The sequence below is a fragment of the Pseudomonas putida genome, assembly GCF_025905425.1.
GTDB classification, from domain to species: domain Bacteria; phylum Pseudomonadota; class Gammaproteobacteria; order Pseudomonadales; family Pseudomonadaceae; genus Aquipseudomonas; species Aquipseudomonas putida_AF.
The window spans coordinates 6,049,992-6,067,303 of sequence record NZ_CP109603.1 but is presented as its reverse complement, the minus strand read 5'-3'; the positions used below and the strand labels follow the sequence as shown (position 1 = coordinate 6,067,303).

The following is a 17,312-nucleotide window of genomic DNA, read 5'->3' as shown; positions in this document are numbered from 1 at the left end:
GAAAGGGGCCGGGCGCCACGCTGCGCCCGGCATTCCCCTCAAGCAACGCTGCGAGAATCCATGATCATTTCCGCCTCCACCGACTATCGCGCCGCGGCCCAACGCAAGCTGCCCCCCTTCCTCTTCCACTACGCCGACGGCGGCGCCTACGCCGAGCACACGTTGCGCCACAACGTCTCGGACCTGGCCAGCATCGCCCTGCGCCAGCGCGTGTTGAAGAACATGTCCGAGCTCAGCCTGGAAACCAAGCTGTTCGACGAAACCCTGAGCATGCCCGTGGCCCTGGCCCCGGTCGGCCTGACCGGCATGTACGCCCGCCGTGGCGAGGTCCAGGCGGCACGCGCCGCTGCGGCCCATGGCATTCCGTTCACCATGTCGACCGTGTCGGTGTGCCCGATCGAAGAAGTTGCCCCGGCCATCAACCGGCCGATGTGGTTCCAGCTGTATGTGCTCAAGGACCGCGGCTTCATGCGCAATGCGCTAGAGCGGGCCAAGGCGGCCGGGGTCAAGACCCTGGTGTTCACCGTCGACATGCCCGTACCCGGTGCCCGTTACCGCGACGCCCACTCCGGCATGAGCGGCAGCAACGGCCCGATGCGCCGCGTACTGCAAGCCATGACCCACCCTGAGTGGGCCTGGGACGTCGGCGTGATGGGCCGCCCACACGACCTCGGCAACATCTCCAAATACCGTGGCAACCCCACGGGCCTTGCCGACTACATCGGCTGGCTGGGCAACAACTTCGACCCGTCGATCTCCTGGAAAGACCTGGAGTGGATCCGCGACTACTGGGAGGGCCCGATGATCATCAAGGGCATCCTGGATGCCGACGATGCCCGCGACGCGGTCAAGTTCGGTGCCGACGGCATCGTCGTGTCCAACCACGGCGGCCGCCAGCTCGACGGCGTGCTGTCCAGCGCCCGCGCCCTGCCGGCGATTGCCGACGCGGTCAAGGGCGACCTGAAGATCCTCGCCGACTCCGGCATCCGCAGCGGCCTCGACGTGGTGCGCATGATCGCCATGGGCGCCGACACCGTGCTGATCGGCCGCGCCTTCCTCTGGGCCCTCGCCGTGCATGGCGAGGCCGGGGTGAAAAACCTGCTCGAACTGTTCGAGAAGGAAATGCGCGTGGCCATGGTGCTGACCGGCGCCAAGACGATCAGCGAGATCACCCGCGATTCGCTGGTGCGCGAACTGGGCGCCTGATTGCGCCCCCCACGAAACACCGCCTGATTGACCGGGGCATGCGGCGCACCAGACGCCGTGGCCCCGCGAGGAGATTGCATGAGCCTGCCCGCCGCGTTCCTGCGTGATGTCGAGCGCCTGATACCCGCCGAACGCCGTTTCGACGACCCGACCTCCACCCTGGCCTTCGGCACCGATGCCAGCTTCTATCGGCTGATCCCCAAGCTGGTGGTACGCGTCGAGTCCGAGGACGAAGTGGTCGGCCTGCTGCAGTTGGCCCAGCGCGAGCGCGTGCCGGTGACCTTCCGCGCCGCCGGCACCAGTTTGTCTGGGCAGGCCATCAGCGACTCGGTGCTGATTGTGCTCGGCGACAACTGGAACGGCCGTGAAATTCGCGGCCAGGGTGAGCAGATCCGCCTGCAACCCGGCGTCATAGGCGCCCAGGCCAACGCCTGGCTGGCCCCCTACGGCCGCAAGATCGGCCCAGACCCCGCCTCGATCAACGCCTGCAAGATCGGCGGCATCGTCGCCAACAACGCCAGCGGCATGTGCTGCGGCACTGCGCAAAACACCTATCACACCCTGGCGGGCCTGCGCCTGGTGCTGGCCGACGGCACCCGCCTGGACAGCGAAGACCCCGCCAGCGTCGCGGCCTTCAAGCGCAGCCATGCCGACCTGCTGGAAGCCCTGGCCCGCCTGGGCCGCGAAACCCGCGCCAACACCGAACTGGCAGACCGCATCCGCCACAAGTACCGGCTGAAGAACACCACCGGCCTGTCACTCAATGCCCTGGTGGACTACGACCAGCCGCTCGATATCCTGCAGCACTTGCTGGTCGGGTCTGAAGGCACGCTGGGCTTCATCAGCGCCGTCACCTACGACACCGTGCCCGACCACCCGCACAAGGCCAGCGCCTTGCTGGTGTTCCCCAGCGTCGAGAGCTGCTGCCGCGCGGTGACCGTGCTCAAGCGCCAGCCCGTGTCCGCCGTCGAACTGCTCGACCGCCGCAGCCTGCGCTCGGTACAAAACATGCCCGGTATGCCCCTGTGGGTAAAAGGCCTGTCAGACAACGCCTGCGCCCTGCTGATCGAGTCCCGCGCCGCCAGCCAGACGCTGCTGCATGAACAACTGCACCAGGTGATGGCATCGATTGCCGACTATCCCTTGGAGCAAAAGGTCGAGTTCAGCGAAGACCCAGCGGTGTACAACCAGCTGTGGAAAATCCGCAAGGACACCTTCCCCGCCGTCGGTGCCGTGCGCCAGACCGGCACCACAGTGATCATCGAAGACGTGACCTTCCCCGTCGAGCAACTGGCCGAAGGCGTCAACCGCCTGATCCAGCTGTTCGACAAGCACCACTACGACGAGGCGATCATCTTTGGCCATGCCCTGGAGGGCAACCTGCACTTCGTCTTCACCCAAGGCTTCAACAGCGCCGAAGAAGTCGCGCGTTACCAGGCCTTCATGGACGACGTGGCACAGCTGGTGGCCGTGGAGTTCGGTGGCTCGCTGAAAGCCGAGCACGGCACCGGGCGCAACATGGCGCCGTTCGTGGAACTGGAGTGGGGCCATGACGCCTACCAGTTGATGTGGGCACTCAAGCGCCTGCTCGACCCCAACGGCATCCTCAACCCCGACGTGGTGCTGAGTGAAGACCGGGATATCCACCTGAAAAACCTCAAGCCCTTGCCGGCTGCCGACGAAATCGTCGACAAGTGCATCGAATGCGGTTTCTGCGAACCGGTATGTCCGTCCAAGGGGCTGACCCTGAGCCCCCGCCAGCGCATCGTCATGTGGCGTGATATCCAGGCCAAGAAACGCGCCGGCGTCGACACGCGGGAGCTGCTCAAGACCTACCAATACCAAGGCCTCGACACCTGCGCCGCCACCGGCCTGTGCGCCCAACGTTGCCCGGTCGGCATCAACACCGGCGAGCTGGTGAAGAAGCTGCGCAGCCAAGCCGCCGAGCACGCAAAAACCGCCGACTGGCTGGCCGATCATTTCCACACGGCATTGAGTGGCGCCCGCCTGACCCTGACCGCCGCCAATGCTGCCCGCAAGCTGCTCGGCGCCCCACGCCTAAGCCGCCTGACCGCATCGCTGAGCAAAGCCAGCAACGGCCGACTGCCGCAGTGGACGCCGGCCATGCCGCAGCCGCTGCGCGCCATCGACTTCGGCCCCGCGAGCAACGATGCCCGCCCCCGCGTCGTGTACCTGGCTGCCTGCGTCTCACGCGTGATGGGCCCCGCCTATGCCGACCGCGAACAAAGTTCGCTGCTGGACAAGACCCGCGCCCTGCTGGAAAAAGCCGGTTACCAAGTCGTGTTCCCGGACAACGCCGACAGCCTCTGCTGCGGCCAGCCATTCGCCTCCAAGGGCTACCCGGAGCAGGCCGAGCACAAACGCCAGGAACTGATCAACGCCTTGCTCCATACCAGCCGCGGCGGCCTCGACCCAATCTACTGTGACACCAGCCCCTGTACCCTGCGCCTGGTGCAGGACCTGGGCGACACCCGCCTGGACCTGTACGACCCGGTGCGCTTCATCCGCACCCACCTGCTGGACAAACTGGAGTTCACCCCCCAGGACGAGCCGGTGGCCGTGCACGTGACCTGCAGCACCCAGCACCTGGGCGAAAGCCAGGCGCTGATCGACCTGGCGCGGCGGTGCAGCAAGCACGTGGTGATCCCGGAAGGCATTCACTGCTGCGGGTTTGCCGGTGATAAAGGCTTTACCACCCCAGAGCTCAATGCCCACTCGCTGCGCAGCCTGAAGGATGCGGTGCAGTATTGCAGCGAAGGCATTTCCACCAGCCGCACCTGTGAGATCGGGTTGTCGAGCCACAGCGGCATCGACTACCACGGCCTGGTCTACCTGGTAGACCGCGTCACCCGCCCCCGCAGCATCTAACAACTGCCGCAAGCGTTGTGAGAGCAACTGTCTTGCTCAAACGTCTAAAGTCGGCCCGATCCCTGTGGGAGCGGGCTTGCCCGCGAACACGGGCGAAGCCCGTGCCATCCCACCTCGACTTCCTAAGGTTTTCAGGGCTCGCGCGCCAGCACCAGCTCAGCCAACGCCCTGCTCATCTGCACGTTATGCACCGAGTTGACCAGCATGCCGATACCCGGCTCACCGGCATTGCCGCAGATGTATTCGTCCAAGGTGTCTTCAATCCCGCGCATCAGCTGAATGGCGTACAGCAACGCCTCTGGTGAGGGGACTTTGTTGTCGATGGTATAGAACGAACGTGGTGACGTTTGGCTGGGTGGATCAGGAACGAGTTTCTTCATGATGAATTCTCCGAGCTCACAAAAGGAGCTGTCACCCGCTTCCTCTCACAGAAGGAAGGCGGCAGCCGTACGCGGGGTGAGAGACCGGCGAACATCGGGATTCCGGCCAGGCCGAAGCCTGCCCACGAACGGCTGCCATAACACAGGCACGATGTAATCGCCGGGCTCTCACACCCGATCGCCAAACCACGGCGACCCAGGGAAACTAGCCCCTACGCCCATCATCGACAACAGAGAAACGGCTGCGGCGCCAGTAGGATAATTCCCAAACCCATTCCACCCGAAGCATTTAGTTTCAAGTTCAGAATTTACCTACAGCCCCGCCAGCATCCTGATTGAACCCTCGCCAAATTCGTACAGTCCACCTTACAGGCCCACCTTCCCGAGGCCTCAGAAGGAGACACCCATGAAAGGTACCGCGCTTTCGGCCCTCTTCGCGGCCGCCACCCTCCTGGCATCCCCGGCGTTTGCCGCCGACGACCTCTGCACCAACAACCTGCAGAAGATCGACGACAGCATGGCCACCGCCGGCGCCACCTCCGAAGGCCTCGACAAGGCCCTTACCGAGCACGTCGACAAAGCCAAGGCCGCGCAAGCCTCGGGCGACACCAAAGAATGCATAGCCATCACCAGTAAAGTGCTGGAACGCCTGGAAAAAACCGAGAAAGGCAGCGGCTCGGCCGGTGGCAGTGGTAGCTGAGCCTGAGGCGGGCGGCGGAACCTGTTGTCGACGCCGCCCGCTTTAGCGCGTATACTCAGCCTCACGTGCCGAAAGGTACGGTCAGCTAGAGCTGAGTGTGGGGCCGATTAGGATTCGACGCCGGTAGCGAAACTCTAGGTGCATGCCGAGTTGGTAACAGAACTCGTAAATCCACTGTTGCAACTTTCTATAGTTGCCAATGACGAAAACTACGAGGGTTACGCTCTCGCTGCGTAAGCAGCTGAGCCCGCTCTCCTGGTAGCTTCGGCTCCAGCAATCATCAGGGGATGCCTGTAAACCCGAAATGATTGTCATACAGAACAGGATCGTCGTGTAGCACGTTGGGGGCAAAGCGACTAAAACTTACCCAACTCATCCAAAGCACCCTGCCCGTCGGGCGGCTGCGGATTAAATCAGTAGACACGGCTAAGCATGTAGTACCGACAGCGGAGTACTGGCGGACGGGGGTTCAAATCCCCCCGGCTCCACCAAATGATCAATCAAAGACGTCCACGGACGTCTTTTTTTATGCCTGGAAGTCAGTGAAATCAAGGATTTACTGCTCTTTTGAGGGCCACAACGGTTTTTTGAGTTCCAGCCATCCCGGTATTCCCGGTGGTATTCCCGCCTACCTGGGGCTAATCTTGGGAATACCAAAAGGTGTCATGGAGCTCATCCCATGTGCGCTCAAACAGCTCGTCTCTCCGACCGCCAGCTCAAGGCGGTCAAGGCCAAAGACAAGGACTACGTCCTCACGGATGGCGACGGCCTGCAGCTTCGCGTCCGGGTCAACCGCTCGATGCAGTGGAATTTCAACTACAGGCATCCGGTCACCAAAAATCGAATCAACATGGCGCTCGGCTCCTACCCTGAGGTCACTCTGGCACAAGCTCGGCGGAAAGCGGTTGAGGCTAGGGAAGTACTTGCGCAGGGGATCGACCCCAAAGCTCAGCGCAATGATCTCGCGCAGGCCAAGCTAGCCGAGACGGAACATACATTCGAGAAAGTAGCTACCGCCTGGTTCGAGCTGAAAAAGGACTCGGTTACGCCTGCCTATGCCGAGGACATCTGGCGCTCACTCACTCTGCACGTTTTCCCGAGCATGAAATCGACTCCGATCTCGGAAGTCAGCGCACCGATGGTGATAAAAATCCTTCGCCCTATCGAAGCCAAAGGCAGTTTGGAAACGGTGAAGCGGCTTAGCCAGCGCCTCAACGAGATCATGACCTACGGGGCCAATTCGGGAATGATTTTCGCGAACCCGCTCAGCGGGATTCGGGCGGTATTCAAGAAACCGAAGAAAGAAAATATGGCGGCGCTACCTCCCGAGGAGCTTCCTGAGCTCATGCTGGAAATAGCGAATGCCAGTATCAAGCGCACGACCCGCTGCCTGATCGAATGGCAGTTGCACACCATGACTCGCCCCGCCGAGGCGGCAACTACTCGCTGGGTAGACATCGATTTTGAAAGGCGAGTCTGGACTATCCCACCGGAGCGGATGAAGAAGCGCCGCCCACACAACATCCCGTTGAGTGATCAAGCAGTTGCGCTGCTGGAATCACTTAAGACTCACAGCGGCCATCGCGAATACGTCTTCCCATCAGACAGAAACCCGCGCACCCACGCCAATAGTCAGACTGCCAACATGGCGTTGAAACGCATGGGGTTCCAGGACCGATTGGTCAGTCATGGCATGCGCTCCATGGCCAGCACCATTTTGAACGAGCATGGGTGGGATCCCGAGCTCATTGAGGTTGCCCTCGCACACGTAGACAGGGATGAGGTACGCAGCGCATACAACCGGGCCGACTATATCGAGCGGCGGCGTCCCATGATGGCTTGGTGGAGTCAGTACATCAAGCAAGCCGCCACTGGCAGCCTGCTTGCATCTGCCTACAGCGAAATTAGAGATAAAAAATAATTACGTTACTAGCTGCGAAGTATCCATTTTGTCGACCTCAGAAGGGAAGATTACTCCTTGGTCTAATGGCACAAAATTTGAAGATCACTATAGATTCATAGCGTATACTCCGGAAAACAGCATGTTACGTGCAAATCACAACCACTGAAAACACAGTATTATTTAAAATGAGCCACGCACAACGCCTTCAAGCCCTGATAGATAAGTTCGACAACAACATAAGTCACTACCAATCATCTCAATATAATGAAACCCAGCTCAGAACTGACTTCCTAGATGAGCTATTAACGATTTTCGGATGGGACATAACCAATAAAACAGGAAGAAAGACAAACGAACGCGAAGTATTGGTTGAAGAAGGGCTGAAAACAAAAGCAGGAGAGAACACAAAAAAACCTGACTACACATTTCGCTTATTTTCCGAGCGAAAATTCTTTGTAGAAGCCAAAAAACCAAGTGTTAAAATATTTTCTGACCCAGAACCTGCCAAGCAACTGCGTCGTTATGGCTTCACTGCAAAATTAAAAGTATCTGTACTTTCAAACTTTGAATACACTTCAATTTATGACTGCTCTAATCCAGTATCTGAAATAGATGCAGTAAGCAACTCCAGAGTAAAAACATACCACTACAAAGACCTTGTATCAAAGTACGACGAAATCAGCCGCCTCATAGGTAAAGAAAGCGTATATTCTGGACAATTTGAGCGCGAATGGAGCGATATCGGGAACAGGGTATCAAAATTCAGTATCGACAATTTATTCCTGGATCAAATTAACCGCTGGCGTGTAAGCCTTGCAAGGGAATTCCTAAAGCTTAAACCCGGAATTACCAGCATACAGCTTAATGATCTAACCCAAAATTACATAAACAGTATAGTTTTTCTAAGAGTCTGCGAAGACAGAGACCTTGAAGAACAAGAAACCCTCTATCAATTCGCAAAAGACAGAGACATTCAGTCACTACTCAAGCAGCTGAAAACTGCAGACAAAAAATATAATGCAGGGCTGTTTTCTCTATCTCACGCAGATTTACTACTTAGCAATACAGACTCAACAATATGGGAAATAATTGAGCAACTATACTTCCCGCTGAGCACTTACTCATTCTCCGTACTTTCATCTGACATTCTAGGAAACATATATGAAGTATTCCTAAGCGAGAAAATTGTTACCGACGACTCTGGGACAGTTTCGTTACAACGCAAGGAAGAGCACATCGATCGAGACGTTGTCACTACTCCCGACCATATCGTCAAAGAGATAATAAGACATACCATTACAGAACACTGCAAAAATAAGACAGCCGATGAAATCCTTGACTTAAAGTTTGCGGACATCGCATGCGGCTCGGGCGCGTTTTTGTTAGAGACATTTCAAACCTTACAAGACCTTATAACTGACTACTATATAGAGCACGACCGGAGCAAATTACAACAACTCTCGCAAAACACCTATAAGCTTAATTTCCCGATAAAGCGAAAGCTTCTAACAAGTTGCATATACGGAATTGATAAAGACTATAACGCAGTCAAAGCCTGTACATTCGGACTATTACTTAAGCTACTTGAAGGTGAAACCAAAGCAACAATAGGATATTCAAACCCACTTCTGCCCTGCCTAGATAATAATATTTTCTTTGGGAACAGTCTCATCGAAATCAATGATGTCATCAGCGACAGTGCTTTAGACATCAACCCATTCGATGTCCCGCATGAGTTCGATGTAATTATCGGTAATCCTCCGTACATGGCGACGGAGCACATGGTACAACTAACTCCGATTGAGCTGAACATATACAAAAAAAAATATCAGTCCGCCTATAAACAATTTGACAAATACTTCTTATTTGTGGAGCGGTCTATTCAGCTACTAAAACATGGCGGGGTGATTGGGTACATACTTCCATCAAAATTTACAAAAGTTGCTTCTGGTCGAGGACTACGCAAGCTTATTTCAGAAAAAAAATACTTGCATAAATTGATCTCCTTTGGTTCCAATCAAGTATTTAAAGAAAAAACCACTTACACTTGTTTGTTATTCCTAAAGAAATCCGAGCAATCGCAGTTTGAATTTCATGAAGTTCGAGACTTCAAGGCATGGCTCACCCGATCTGATAGATCTGAAGGTGTAAGTAGATACAGCGCAAGCTCTATAACCTCGGACACCTGGATCTTAGAGAGCGAGACAAACCAAATACTGGAAATGATGCACCGCGTATCCAAGCCACTTGGATCAATTCTAGGAGAGAAAGCCATTGCCAACGGCATTCAAACAAGTGCCAATGAATTTTACATACATAAAAAAATCAAGTCTATTGACGGCTACACCCATTTTTCATATAAGGGGAAGCCTTATCAAATTGAAGAGGCATTAACCAGGCCATACTTCGAGACGCAAAGAGCGCAGGATGCTCAGTTCTACACCTACAAAGATGTAGAGCCGAACTCTTTTGTGGTCTATCCGTACAAAAAAGAAGGTGAGCGGGTAGTTCTAATCCCTTACGAAGATCTCCATGAAAATTATCCAAAGGCATATGCTTTTATTAATACCTTGAAGATTCATCTTGATAATGGAAAACGCTCCATCCTCCCTACACCTTTAACCGAAAATGAGTGGTACCGATATGGGCGGAGCCAGGCACTAGAAAACTGTGATGTACCGCAAAAAATTATTGTTGGAATACTGTCTAACGGATATAAATACTCCATTGATAACAAGCGAACATTCGTATCCTCTGGCGGCACAGCTGGTTACAGCATAATAAACATACCAGCCTCTTGTAAGTATTCGATCTACTATATCCAAGCAATGCTTTCATCCAAATACTTAGAATGGTTTGCTTCGCATTACGGGGAAATATTTAGGGGCGGTTTCATCGCTCGAGGAACTAAAGTTCAAACTCGAATGCCTATTCCAATCGTAGACTTCGACAACGCTATACAGCTACGGCGCCATGATCAGATTTCTGAAATACAGAGACGGTTAAATGAGCTGCATTCCGAGATTGTAAAGGCAGACGATCGAGAATCTATCGTTATGAAAAGGCAATTTCATGCCTTGCAAGAAGAACTAAATTCCCTAGTCAAGGAGCTATTTAACTTAGGCGTGCTTGATTCGAAAATACCAAGCGTCAAAGAGCTATACGAAGCACTGTGACGTAGTCTGGGGCATCCGCCTAAAGCGAATGCCCCATTTGGTCATTACCAAATTTCAATTCGGAATTGGAACGATTCACCTTGTGCTGCATATAGGGTCAAAGTCTTACCAATAAGGTTTTCGTCCTGAACATATTTCAGAGCTGCCCCCCAGTGTAACCCCGTCGTATAGTTATCTTGATTTGACTCCCACGAATCTTTATGACTAATTTCCAAGTTGAATACACCACAACTTTTACCACCAATGACCAAATCAAAAGCTGCTTTGGTCATCTCTTTACCTTGTGTAGAAATCCAAGGTAGATGAGCAAAAATCTGATGTCGGAAATACACCGTTTGGTCAATACTATAATTTGATTGAGTTAACCGTAAAACTCCGGAGGCGTTAGAGTTCTGGAGTAGTTGCACATCGCCTCTTGGAAGATTTACCTTTTCCCAAATTTTCTGCAATGGCATAGTGTCTTCTTTCCCTAGTAAGCACAGTGAAGAAGTACCTATACACCATCCCTTCAAACAAAGTCAAGAGACCCGTCACTTCCAGTAGTCGGTCGGCGAACTCGTAAAAAGCGCCCAGTTTTAACAAGGGCGCCATTCACAAAATTATAAGATTTAGCCCATCAACAGTCGCCAAGAGTGCATACCATACAAGTATATGGCGATATTAATCATAGCCCACTTTAATTAATCTTGAGAGTTTCTTTGTCTGCGATTGCGCATATATATCCACGCACCAGCAATATCATCCACCTGTGAATTTTTAAGACCAATATTACGAAGGACAGCTAATCCATGACTCAAAAGCGCATCACGCATATTTGTATCTTTAATACTACTATCTAACGAGCCAAGATTCAGTGCCCCTTCCCCCGAAGACACTAGTAACAGCTTCTCAATTTCAGAGGGAACCAACTCCAACACGCCCCCGCCGTAGGTTCGCCCCTCTAGCTCCGCACTCAAAGCAGTCAATGGGTTAACAAATGCAGCCACCATTTGATCTGCAGGCTGCTTTAGTGAGGTAATCCTATAGGCTGTGTCAGTAGTAAAAGCCTTGGCTTTATTCAAAATCAAACGTGGTGCGTCATGCGAGCGCTTTAGCATTCCTATATCCGAGCTATACACGGACGGAACAGTGTACCAGCACCGTCGAACACTACACTTATACCGCGTATGGAGATTCTGGGCCTCGCCTGACTTAATATAATTAGCAATCTCAGGATAATACTCTGCAGAGCCTTCTGGAAATAAAAGAAAATTAGAAGGTAATCCTTTGCTGCTATTTATTCTGTGCTGCTTCTCATCATAGACTACTCCTGGGCAATGCTCGCTTCTGCCAAACATTTTATGCGCCCATCTTTGCAAGCGGTACGTCTCAACCACCTCGTCACTTACTAGGAAAAACTTATTCGCCCCAGTAACAATACCTACGTCAACCTTTGCTATATTTTTGAATCTATCGATTCCAGGTAATTCCTCAACATCCTCGATTAGGCTCCTAACATATGGACTCAAAAAAGCTGTAGTCCATTTGCCGTCTATCGCCTTACCACTGACTGGTACTGCTTTTTCGAACATCTCCTGGGGATCTTCATTAAGAAAGCTTCTGCCTGATACTGGCAACAAACCTAGGCCTTGGGTCGGCTGGGCTAAGTCGACTTTCTTTTCTGCCATCAAAATGACAGCCCCTTGAAGTGTGCCCTCGAACCAAATTTCCTCTGGGTCAATAATTACAATTTTTGAGCACTCATTTACCAACAAACTTCTAAGCGACTGTGCATGCAGCACATGGATTAGCTCTGATGGTAACACCATAGCTAAACGACCACCTGGTTTGAGCAGTGCCATTGACGCAATAACAAATGGAACCCAGGCATTCGTATGCTTAGTAAATTTACACTTACGGGATTTGAAAACCTTTTCCGCTATCGCCTGAAAATTCTCTGGAAGATATTGATACCTAATGAAAGGGGGATTACCTAAAACCCCATCAAATAGTTCTACACCACTGTTCAGGCGTGGCAGCGCCCAGGCCAGGAAATCCGCATTTACAACGTTCACGTTGAAATCAAAATTATCGGATAACGACTTAGACTTAGCAGCTTCAATAAAATCCAACTCAAATGCAGTGATAGCTTTCCCTTCACCCACACCCAGCTCGTTTACCGCTCTTAGAAATATACCATCACCACAGCTTGGCTCTAATATACTACTCGCCCCACTTTGATGGACCCAGCGAGTCAAAAATCCAGCAATATCTAATGGGGTATAGTATCCCCCCCTCAGTTTTTGCTCTGTTTCGTTGATCATGAAATTCATTGCTTCACCGACGCCGCCATAAGAACTCCACGGCGAATTGGAGCCAACTCACCACGTTCTTTAATGTGTTTTTCTGCAGCTCGAATAAACCAATCCTTTAAAGTTTCACCGTCGGCAGCTAAAACAGAGTAAAGGTCTCTCTTAAACGCGGGATCAACTTCAATTACAATTCGACCAGAACTACCCTTAGCCATTAGCTTTTTGACCCCAATATCACATATGTTACATAACATAGCATAATTACCCATCCCGCACAACATTCATGTGTAGGCGCAATACTTCAACCAGTCTGATCCGTTCACTTGATAGACGTTCTAAGTGCATGTGAGAACATGGATAAAAGCTTGGCGCTGGTTGATATTTGATTTTCAAAATATTCGAAATTACTTAGATTTCGCTTTACTAGCGGGTCCATCTGAACAAGGCGGCATGCCGCCCTGTTCAGATGGACCTCACTTAAAAAACCAAAAATACCATATCGGCCACTGGAAACTACGGGGTTCCATACACAGCCAATGCCATTTTCAACCGCAAAATACAGCTGGCGTGCCGCTTGACCCTCCAGGATTGCGGGCGTAGAAAAGACAGTGCAAAGGCTGTCGTTGACAGCACCCCAGGTGACCTGAGCCTTCAAGGTCACGCCGTTCCCGCGGTGGTTCTCCCCAAGGGCGATTCGCATCCGGCAGCTCGCCCGGTCACTACCCATGTGATGGATGCTCTTACACATATGGCGCTCGTGCGCCAATACACCGTACCCAGCTGCCCTGCAGCAACCTATCCGCTTGGCCGATTCCTGCGCCAACCTGTGCACGTCTCTTTCTCTGGAAAGAGACGGGCACTTCTACCACTGCTGCAGCCCTGATCGCACAAAGCTTTGCGGCATTCCCCCTCGTGACAATCAGCGTGACAAACGCCGATGTCACCAGCAAAAGCGCTGTAGATGATGGTGCCGCAGACCAAGGAATGGACTGCACCTGACTGACAGTCAGGTATGCCCCGGTTATCGCATTGCTGCGTTCACCCGGCTCAGGATCTTCAGGCGCTGGTTTAGTCAGCCAGCACCGCCTCCACCCGCCCACCGGCAACGGTGTTCAGGAGGCCAGATCATGAGATGCCCTTGCTCCCGGATGTAAGGAGCCGCCAGTCCTGCGTAGTGGACATTCCCCACAGGTCGCAGGGGCCTTGATCCCTGATAACACTCAACATTCTTGGCGGGATGACGTGGGGCGAGGATCGGAGAGCGAACGATGAGGTGACCGACATGGCTTTAGTGGGTGGACGCGATGGCCGCAATTTCGGCTACGGCAGGCAACTGAGCTATGCAGGGCCGCAAGCATTGAAAGACATGTTCGGCGGTGGCCATTACGGCACGGTCAAGGCGCACTGTGATCGGTGGCAGGCATTCGTGAAATGGTGCCGCTCAGAACAGGGGCCGGGTATCAATGATGCGCGGCAGATTGATCGGAAGGTGTTGGCGGACTATGCGGCGTACCTACGCGACGTGCTTAGCCGCGGTGACCTTGCTGTCAGCACCGCACAAAACCGCCTATCCAGCGTTAACAGGACTATGGCAGCGCTTCGCGGTGATCAGTACGTGAAGTTGCCAAGTCCGAGCAAGGCCTTGGGTATGCAGCGCACTGCGGTTCGCCAGTCGGTGCCGCAGGGCCAAGACCGTGCGCAGGTTAAACAAATCGCCAATGCGCTTTGCCGCCATCATCAGTTACGAGTTGCGGCGATCGTTCTGCTGGCGCGAGCCACCGGCATGCGCTTGCGTGAGGCAATCCTAGCCGACTTGCCACGGCTGAGCCGTGAGGCTAACGGCCTAGGCAGGATCAACATCCAGGATGGCACCAAAGGCGGCCGAGCTGGCGCCTCAGCGCCAAGATGGATTGCGGTGGACCACCATGTTCAAGACGCAATTAGTTTTGCACGGCAAGTGTCGCCTGCGAGTAGCCGTAACCTGATTGCGCCACGCGAAAGCTACTTTGACGTTCTGCAGAACATCGTCCGCCCGGCACGGGACATCCTGCATGCACACAACCTCAAGGGCTTCCATGAGCTACGAGCGGCGTACGCATGTGAGCGCTACGAGCAGATCACCCAACGCCCCGCGCCAATCAACGGCGGCCAATGTTGCCAGGTAGATAGGAACCTTGATCGTGAGGCCCGGTGGCAAATCAGCTGCGAGCTGGGGCACGGGCGGATCGACGTGGTCGCCGCCTACATTGGTGGCCCGGGCATGAGTAAGCCATTCGATATGGAGCTGTTTTGTAAGCGCTCCATAAACCCCACCTAACCAAAGATGGGCAGCGCACCTAGCTGTGTATGTGAGGTGTGCAATTCCATGGCAGTAGCGCTTCGTAGTCTTCGACTGAGCACGCCTGCGGCAGGCGTTCCAGTGCGTGGCGCAGCCACGCATAGGGTTCTTGGCCGTTGGCTTTGGCCGTTTCTACCAAGCTGTAAAGTTGTGCGCTGGCAGTGGCACCTTTGGGCGTGTCACTGAACAACCAGTTCTTTCTCCCGATGACAAACGGGCGGATCGCACGCTCGGCCGCGTTGTTGTCCATCGGCAAGTAGCCGTGCTCGACGTAGCGTTCCAATTTGCTCCAGTTGCTGGCCAAGTAACCGATGGCCTTGCCCAAGGCATTCTGCGTCGTGACCTGAGGTTGCGTTTTCTCTACCCAGTTTTTCAGCTGAGTCAGCAATGGCAGGCTGCGCTCCATGCGGGCAACCTTACGATCTTCGTCGTCACTGTCCTTCAAGTCGCGCTCGACGCCATAGAGCTTATTGATCAAGTTCAATGCGATGTCAGCGCGTCCTGTTTTGCCCTTGGGCTGTACTTTCTGCGCTTCGACGAACTTGCGGCGCGCGTGCGCCCAGCAGCCCAATCGCTCCAGCCCGTCCTGTGCGGCCAGCGCGTTGTAACCGGCGTAGTCGTCGGTCATGACATAGCCGCGATAGCCGTCCAGCAGGCGCACCGGCACCTCCTGCGCTCGGCTGGTGGTGTAGTCGAAAAGGATCACCGGGCGATCAGGTGGGCCGCCGGTTTGCACCCACATCCAGGATTGGCTGCTGGGCTCACGACCAGGCTCTTTCAACACCTGCACACGTGTTTCATCACAGTGGATGATCCGACTGTTCAACAGGCTTTCGCGCATCAGATTCAGCAGCGGCTGAAAGTGCTCGCTGCATTGAATCACCCAGCGTGCCAGGGTTTGGCGCGGGATATCGATACCGTGACGCCCCAGCACTTTTTCGAAGCGGTGAAGCGGCAAGCCGTCTACGTATTTAATGGTCAGCAGCATGGCCAGCACACTCGGGCTGGCCATGCTTTTCTCGATCATCTGGGCGGGCTTGTCCGCCGTTACGGGCGCTGACTCGCAGTCCCGGCAGCCGTACACCTTGCGAACATGTTTGATGACGCGAATCTGCATCGGGACGATTTCAAGCTGTTCGCTGACTTCTTCACCGATGGCATGTTTACGGCAGCCACAAGCGCAGGTCAGTTCATGCTCGGGCAGTTCGTGGACAACTTCGATACGCGGCAAATCAGCTGGCAGCGGCTTGCGCTTGCCACGGCGTTTGGTTGGCGCAACGACTTCTTCGTCGTCAGCCTCATCCAAGGGCTCGGCCAGGCTTTCCGCTTCGTCGAAGAGTGGCAACTGTGGTGTCGCCGTATCGCCAGTCTGCTCGGTCTTGCGCCCGAACAAGCGCTGGCGCAACAGCGCAACTTCCTCTTCGAGATGAACGATCTTGCCCTTGTCGGACGCGCGCTCGTGGATCATCTGCTCAAGCAGTTGCTTGAGCAGAACAGGATCGTCAGGGAGGTTTTCGGGCATGGAAATCATGCCGCGGATTATACCGAATCAGGCGACGTATCGAGGCGTCAAAACCTGATGCGGACGGTTGCGCCAGAGGTCGAAGCCATCGAGCAGCCAGTTCAGTTCCTGAACGGTCAGGACAATGGCGACGTCAGTCGGATCAGGTGAAGTTTTGAAACGTTCGGACTCCAGGCGTTTGAGCCAGAGGCAGAAGCCGTTGCGTTCCCAATACAGGATCTTCACGCGGTTGCGCGGCTTGTTGAGGAAGACGAAAAGCACTGGGTCGAACACCGCCACTTTGATATCGAGTTCGACCAGTGCGGCCAGTCCATCGATGGATTTTCGAAAGTCGACGGGCTTGGGGTAGAGGTACACTTTTTCGACTTTGGCGTCGGGTCGCATCATGGTCGGCGAGCTCCAGAAAGAAATCGGGAGCACAGCATCGAGGATCAGGTAAGCGCTTTGAATGTGGGGTTCATGGAGCGCTTACGCTGTTTTTGGCTGGAGTTCTGACCGGCTCGCACGCAACGCGGCAGCGTCATTTGGGGCAAGCGAAGGTGATTCAAGCTGAAATCGCAAAGCGGTGGCATCGGGAAACGCCTTGGGCTTGGCAAAGGAAGCACGTTGTCTGGTTTATTGACCATCATTTACACCACCACAGCGAATCGACGAAGTATTACTACAGTCTTACTGTGCGGCTGCTTGCTCGAAGAATGGGAAAATCTTGGATTTTCGTTCGCTAATCATCAGCCAGGCCGGGATCACTCGGCAGCTGCGTGCAGATTATCTCTGCAAATATCATGACGCACTCCTAAAAACTTTCTATTAGTATTCCGGGCGGTATTCCCCTGAATATTTTCACTCACTATATGCATTATAGATCATAGCGTTGCTGGATCGATTCAGATCACCCCGGCCCATAAAA

General features: G+C 54.0%; 14 protein-coding genes and 1 other RNA gene. 8 read left to right on the top strand and 7 right to left on the bottom strand.

The window, feature by feature from the left end:
• Positions 1-60 precede the first annotated feature (60 nt).
• Together lldD and OGV19_RS27305 are read left to right on the top strand one after the other, a co-directional pair.
• Positions 61-1,206 (top strand): FMN-dependent L-lactate dehydrogenase LldD, encoded by a 1,146-nt coding sequence (lldD, locus tag OGV19_RS27310; RefSeq protein WP_264311504.1) that lies wholly within the window; start codon positions 61-63, stop codon positions 1,204-1,206.
• 78 nt (positions 1,207-1,284) lie between these two features.
• Positions 1,285-4,095 (top strand): FAD-binding and (Fe-S)-binding domain-containing protein, encoded by a 2,811-nt coding sequence (locus tag OGV19_RS27305; RefSeq protein ID WP_264311503.1) that lies wholly within the window; start codon positions 1,285-1,287, stop codon positions 4,093-4,095.
• Positions 4,096-4,226: 131 nt separating this feature from the next.
• Here the strand turns inward: OGV19_RS27305 and OGV19_RS27300 are convergent, their stop codons facing one another.
• The gene (locus tag OGV19_RS27300; protein ID WP_264311502.1) at positions 4,227-4,475 is read right to left on the bottom strand and encodes a hypothetical protein; all 249 of its coding nucleotides are present in this window, start codon (positions 4,473-4,475) and stop codon (positions 4,227-4,229) included.
• Between the two features lie 406 nt (positions 4,476-4,881).
• Here OGV19_RS27300 and OGV19_RS27295 point away from each other — a divergent pair, with 406 nt between their 5' ends.
• The 4 genes from OGV19_RS27295 to OGV19_RS27280 all read left to right on the top strand — a co-directional run bounded on the left by OGV19_RS27295 (position 4,882) and on the right by OGV19_RS27280 (position 10,254).
• Positions 4,882-5,175, top strand: coding sequence for a PA2433 domain-containing protein (locus OGV19_RS27295; protein ID WP_264311501.1), 294 nt, complete (start codon positions 4,882-4,884; stop codon positions 5,173-5,175).
• 99 nt (positions 5,176-5,274) lie between these two features.
• Positions 5,275-5,666: a transfer-messenger RNA gene (gene ssrA / locus OGV19_RS27290) on the top strand.
• Positions 5,667-5,854: 188 nt separating this feature from the next.
• Positions 5,855-7,096, top strand: coding sequence for an integrase domain-containing protein (locus tag OGV19_RS27285; RefSeq protein ID WP_264311500.1), 1,242 nt, complete (start codon positions 5,855-5,857; stop codon positions 7,094-7,096).
• 128 nt (positions 7,097-7,224) lie between these two features.
• Entirely contained in the window at positions 7,225-10,254 is a 3,030-nt protein-coding gene (locus tag OGV19_RS27280) for an Eco57I restriction-modification methylase domain-containing protein (protein ID WP_264311499.1), read from the top strand.
• 44 nt (positions 10,255-10,298) lie between these two features.
• Here the strand turns inward: OGV19_RS27280 and OGV19_RS27275 are convergent, their stop codons facing one another.
• The 4 genes from OGV19_RS27275 to OGV19_RS27260 all read right to left on the bottom strand — a co-directional run bounded on the left by OGV19_RS27275 (position 10,299) and on the right by OGV19_RS27260 (position 13,245).
• Positions 10,299-10,709 carry a hypothetical protein gene (locus OGV19_RS27275; RefSeq protein ID WP_264311498.1) on the bottom strand — a complete coding sequence of 137 codons (411 nt, stop codon included), beginning with the start codon at positions 10,707-10,709 and terminating at the stop codon, positions 10,299-10,301.
• Positions 10,710-10,934: 225 nt separating this feature from the next.
• Entirely contained in the window at positions 10,935-12,566 is a 1,632-nt protein-coding gene (locus tag OGV19_RS27270; RefSeq protein WP_264311497.1) for an Eco57I restriction-modification methylase domain-containing protein, read from the bottom strand.
• Positions 12,563-12,814, bottom strand: a complete 252-nt coding sequence (locus OGV19_RS27265; protein ID WP_264311496.1) for a hypothetical protein — start codon at positions 12,812-12,814, stop codon at positions 12,563-12,565. Before OGV19_RS27265 ends, OGV19_RS27270 begins: the two co-directional genes overlap by 4 nt.
• Before the next feature lie 50 nt (positions 12,815-12,864).
• Complete coding sequence (locus OGV19_RS27260; RefSeq protein ID WP_264311495.1) at positions 12,865-13,245, bottom strand: hypothetical protein; 381 nt, start codon at positions 13,243-13,245, stop codon at positions 12,865-12,867.
• Between the two features lie 582 nt (positions 13,246-13,827).
• Here OGV19_RS27260 and OGV19_RS27255 point away from each other — a divergent pair.
• Positions 13,828-14,862 carry an integrase domain-containing protein gene (locus tag OGV19_RS27255; protein WP_264314018.1) on the top strand — a complete coding sequence of 345 codons (1,035 nt, stop codon included), beginning with the start codon at positions 13,828-13,830 and terminating at the stop codon, positions 14,860-14,862.
• Between the two features lie 19 nt (positions 14,863-14,881).
• Here OGV19_RS27255 and OGV19_RS27250 read toward each other — a convergent pair whose 3' ends face one another.
• Both OGV19_RS27250 and tnpB read right to left on the bottom strand, forming a co-directional pair.
• Entirely contained in the window at positions 14,882-16,414 is a 1,533-nt protein-coding gene (locus tag OGV19_RS27250) for an IS66-like element ISPpu13 family transposase (RefSeq protein WP_264311494.1), read from the bottom strand.
• Positions 16,415-16,432: 18 nt separating this feature from the next.
• The gene (gene tnpB / locus OGV19_RS27245; RefSeq protein ID WP_010954006.1) at positions 16,433-16,792 is read right to left on the bottom strand and encodes an IS66 family insertion sequence element accessory protein TnpB; all 360 of its coding nucleotides are present in this window, start codon (positions 16,790-16,792) and stop codon (positions 16,433-16,435) included.
• Between the two features lie 86 nt (positions 16,793-16,878).
• On the opposite strand from tnpB, the gene OGV19_RS27240 reads away from it, so the two are divergent.
• The gene (locus OGV19_RS27240) at positions 16,879-17,130 is read left to right on the top strand and encodes a hypothetical protein (RefSeq protein ID WP_264314017.1); all 252 of its coding nucleotides are present in this window, start codon (positions 16,879-16,881) and stop codon (positions 17,128-17,130) included.
• The last annotated feature ends 182 nt before the right edge of the window (positions 17,131-17,312 follow it).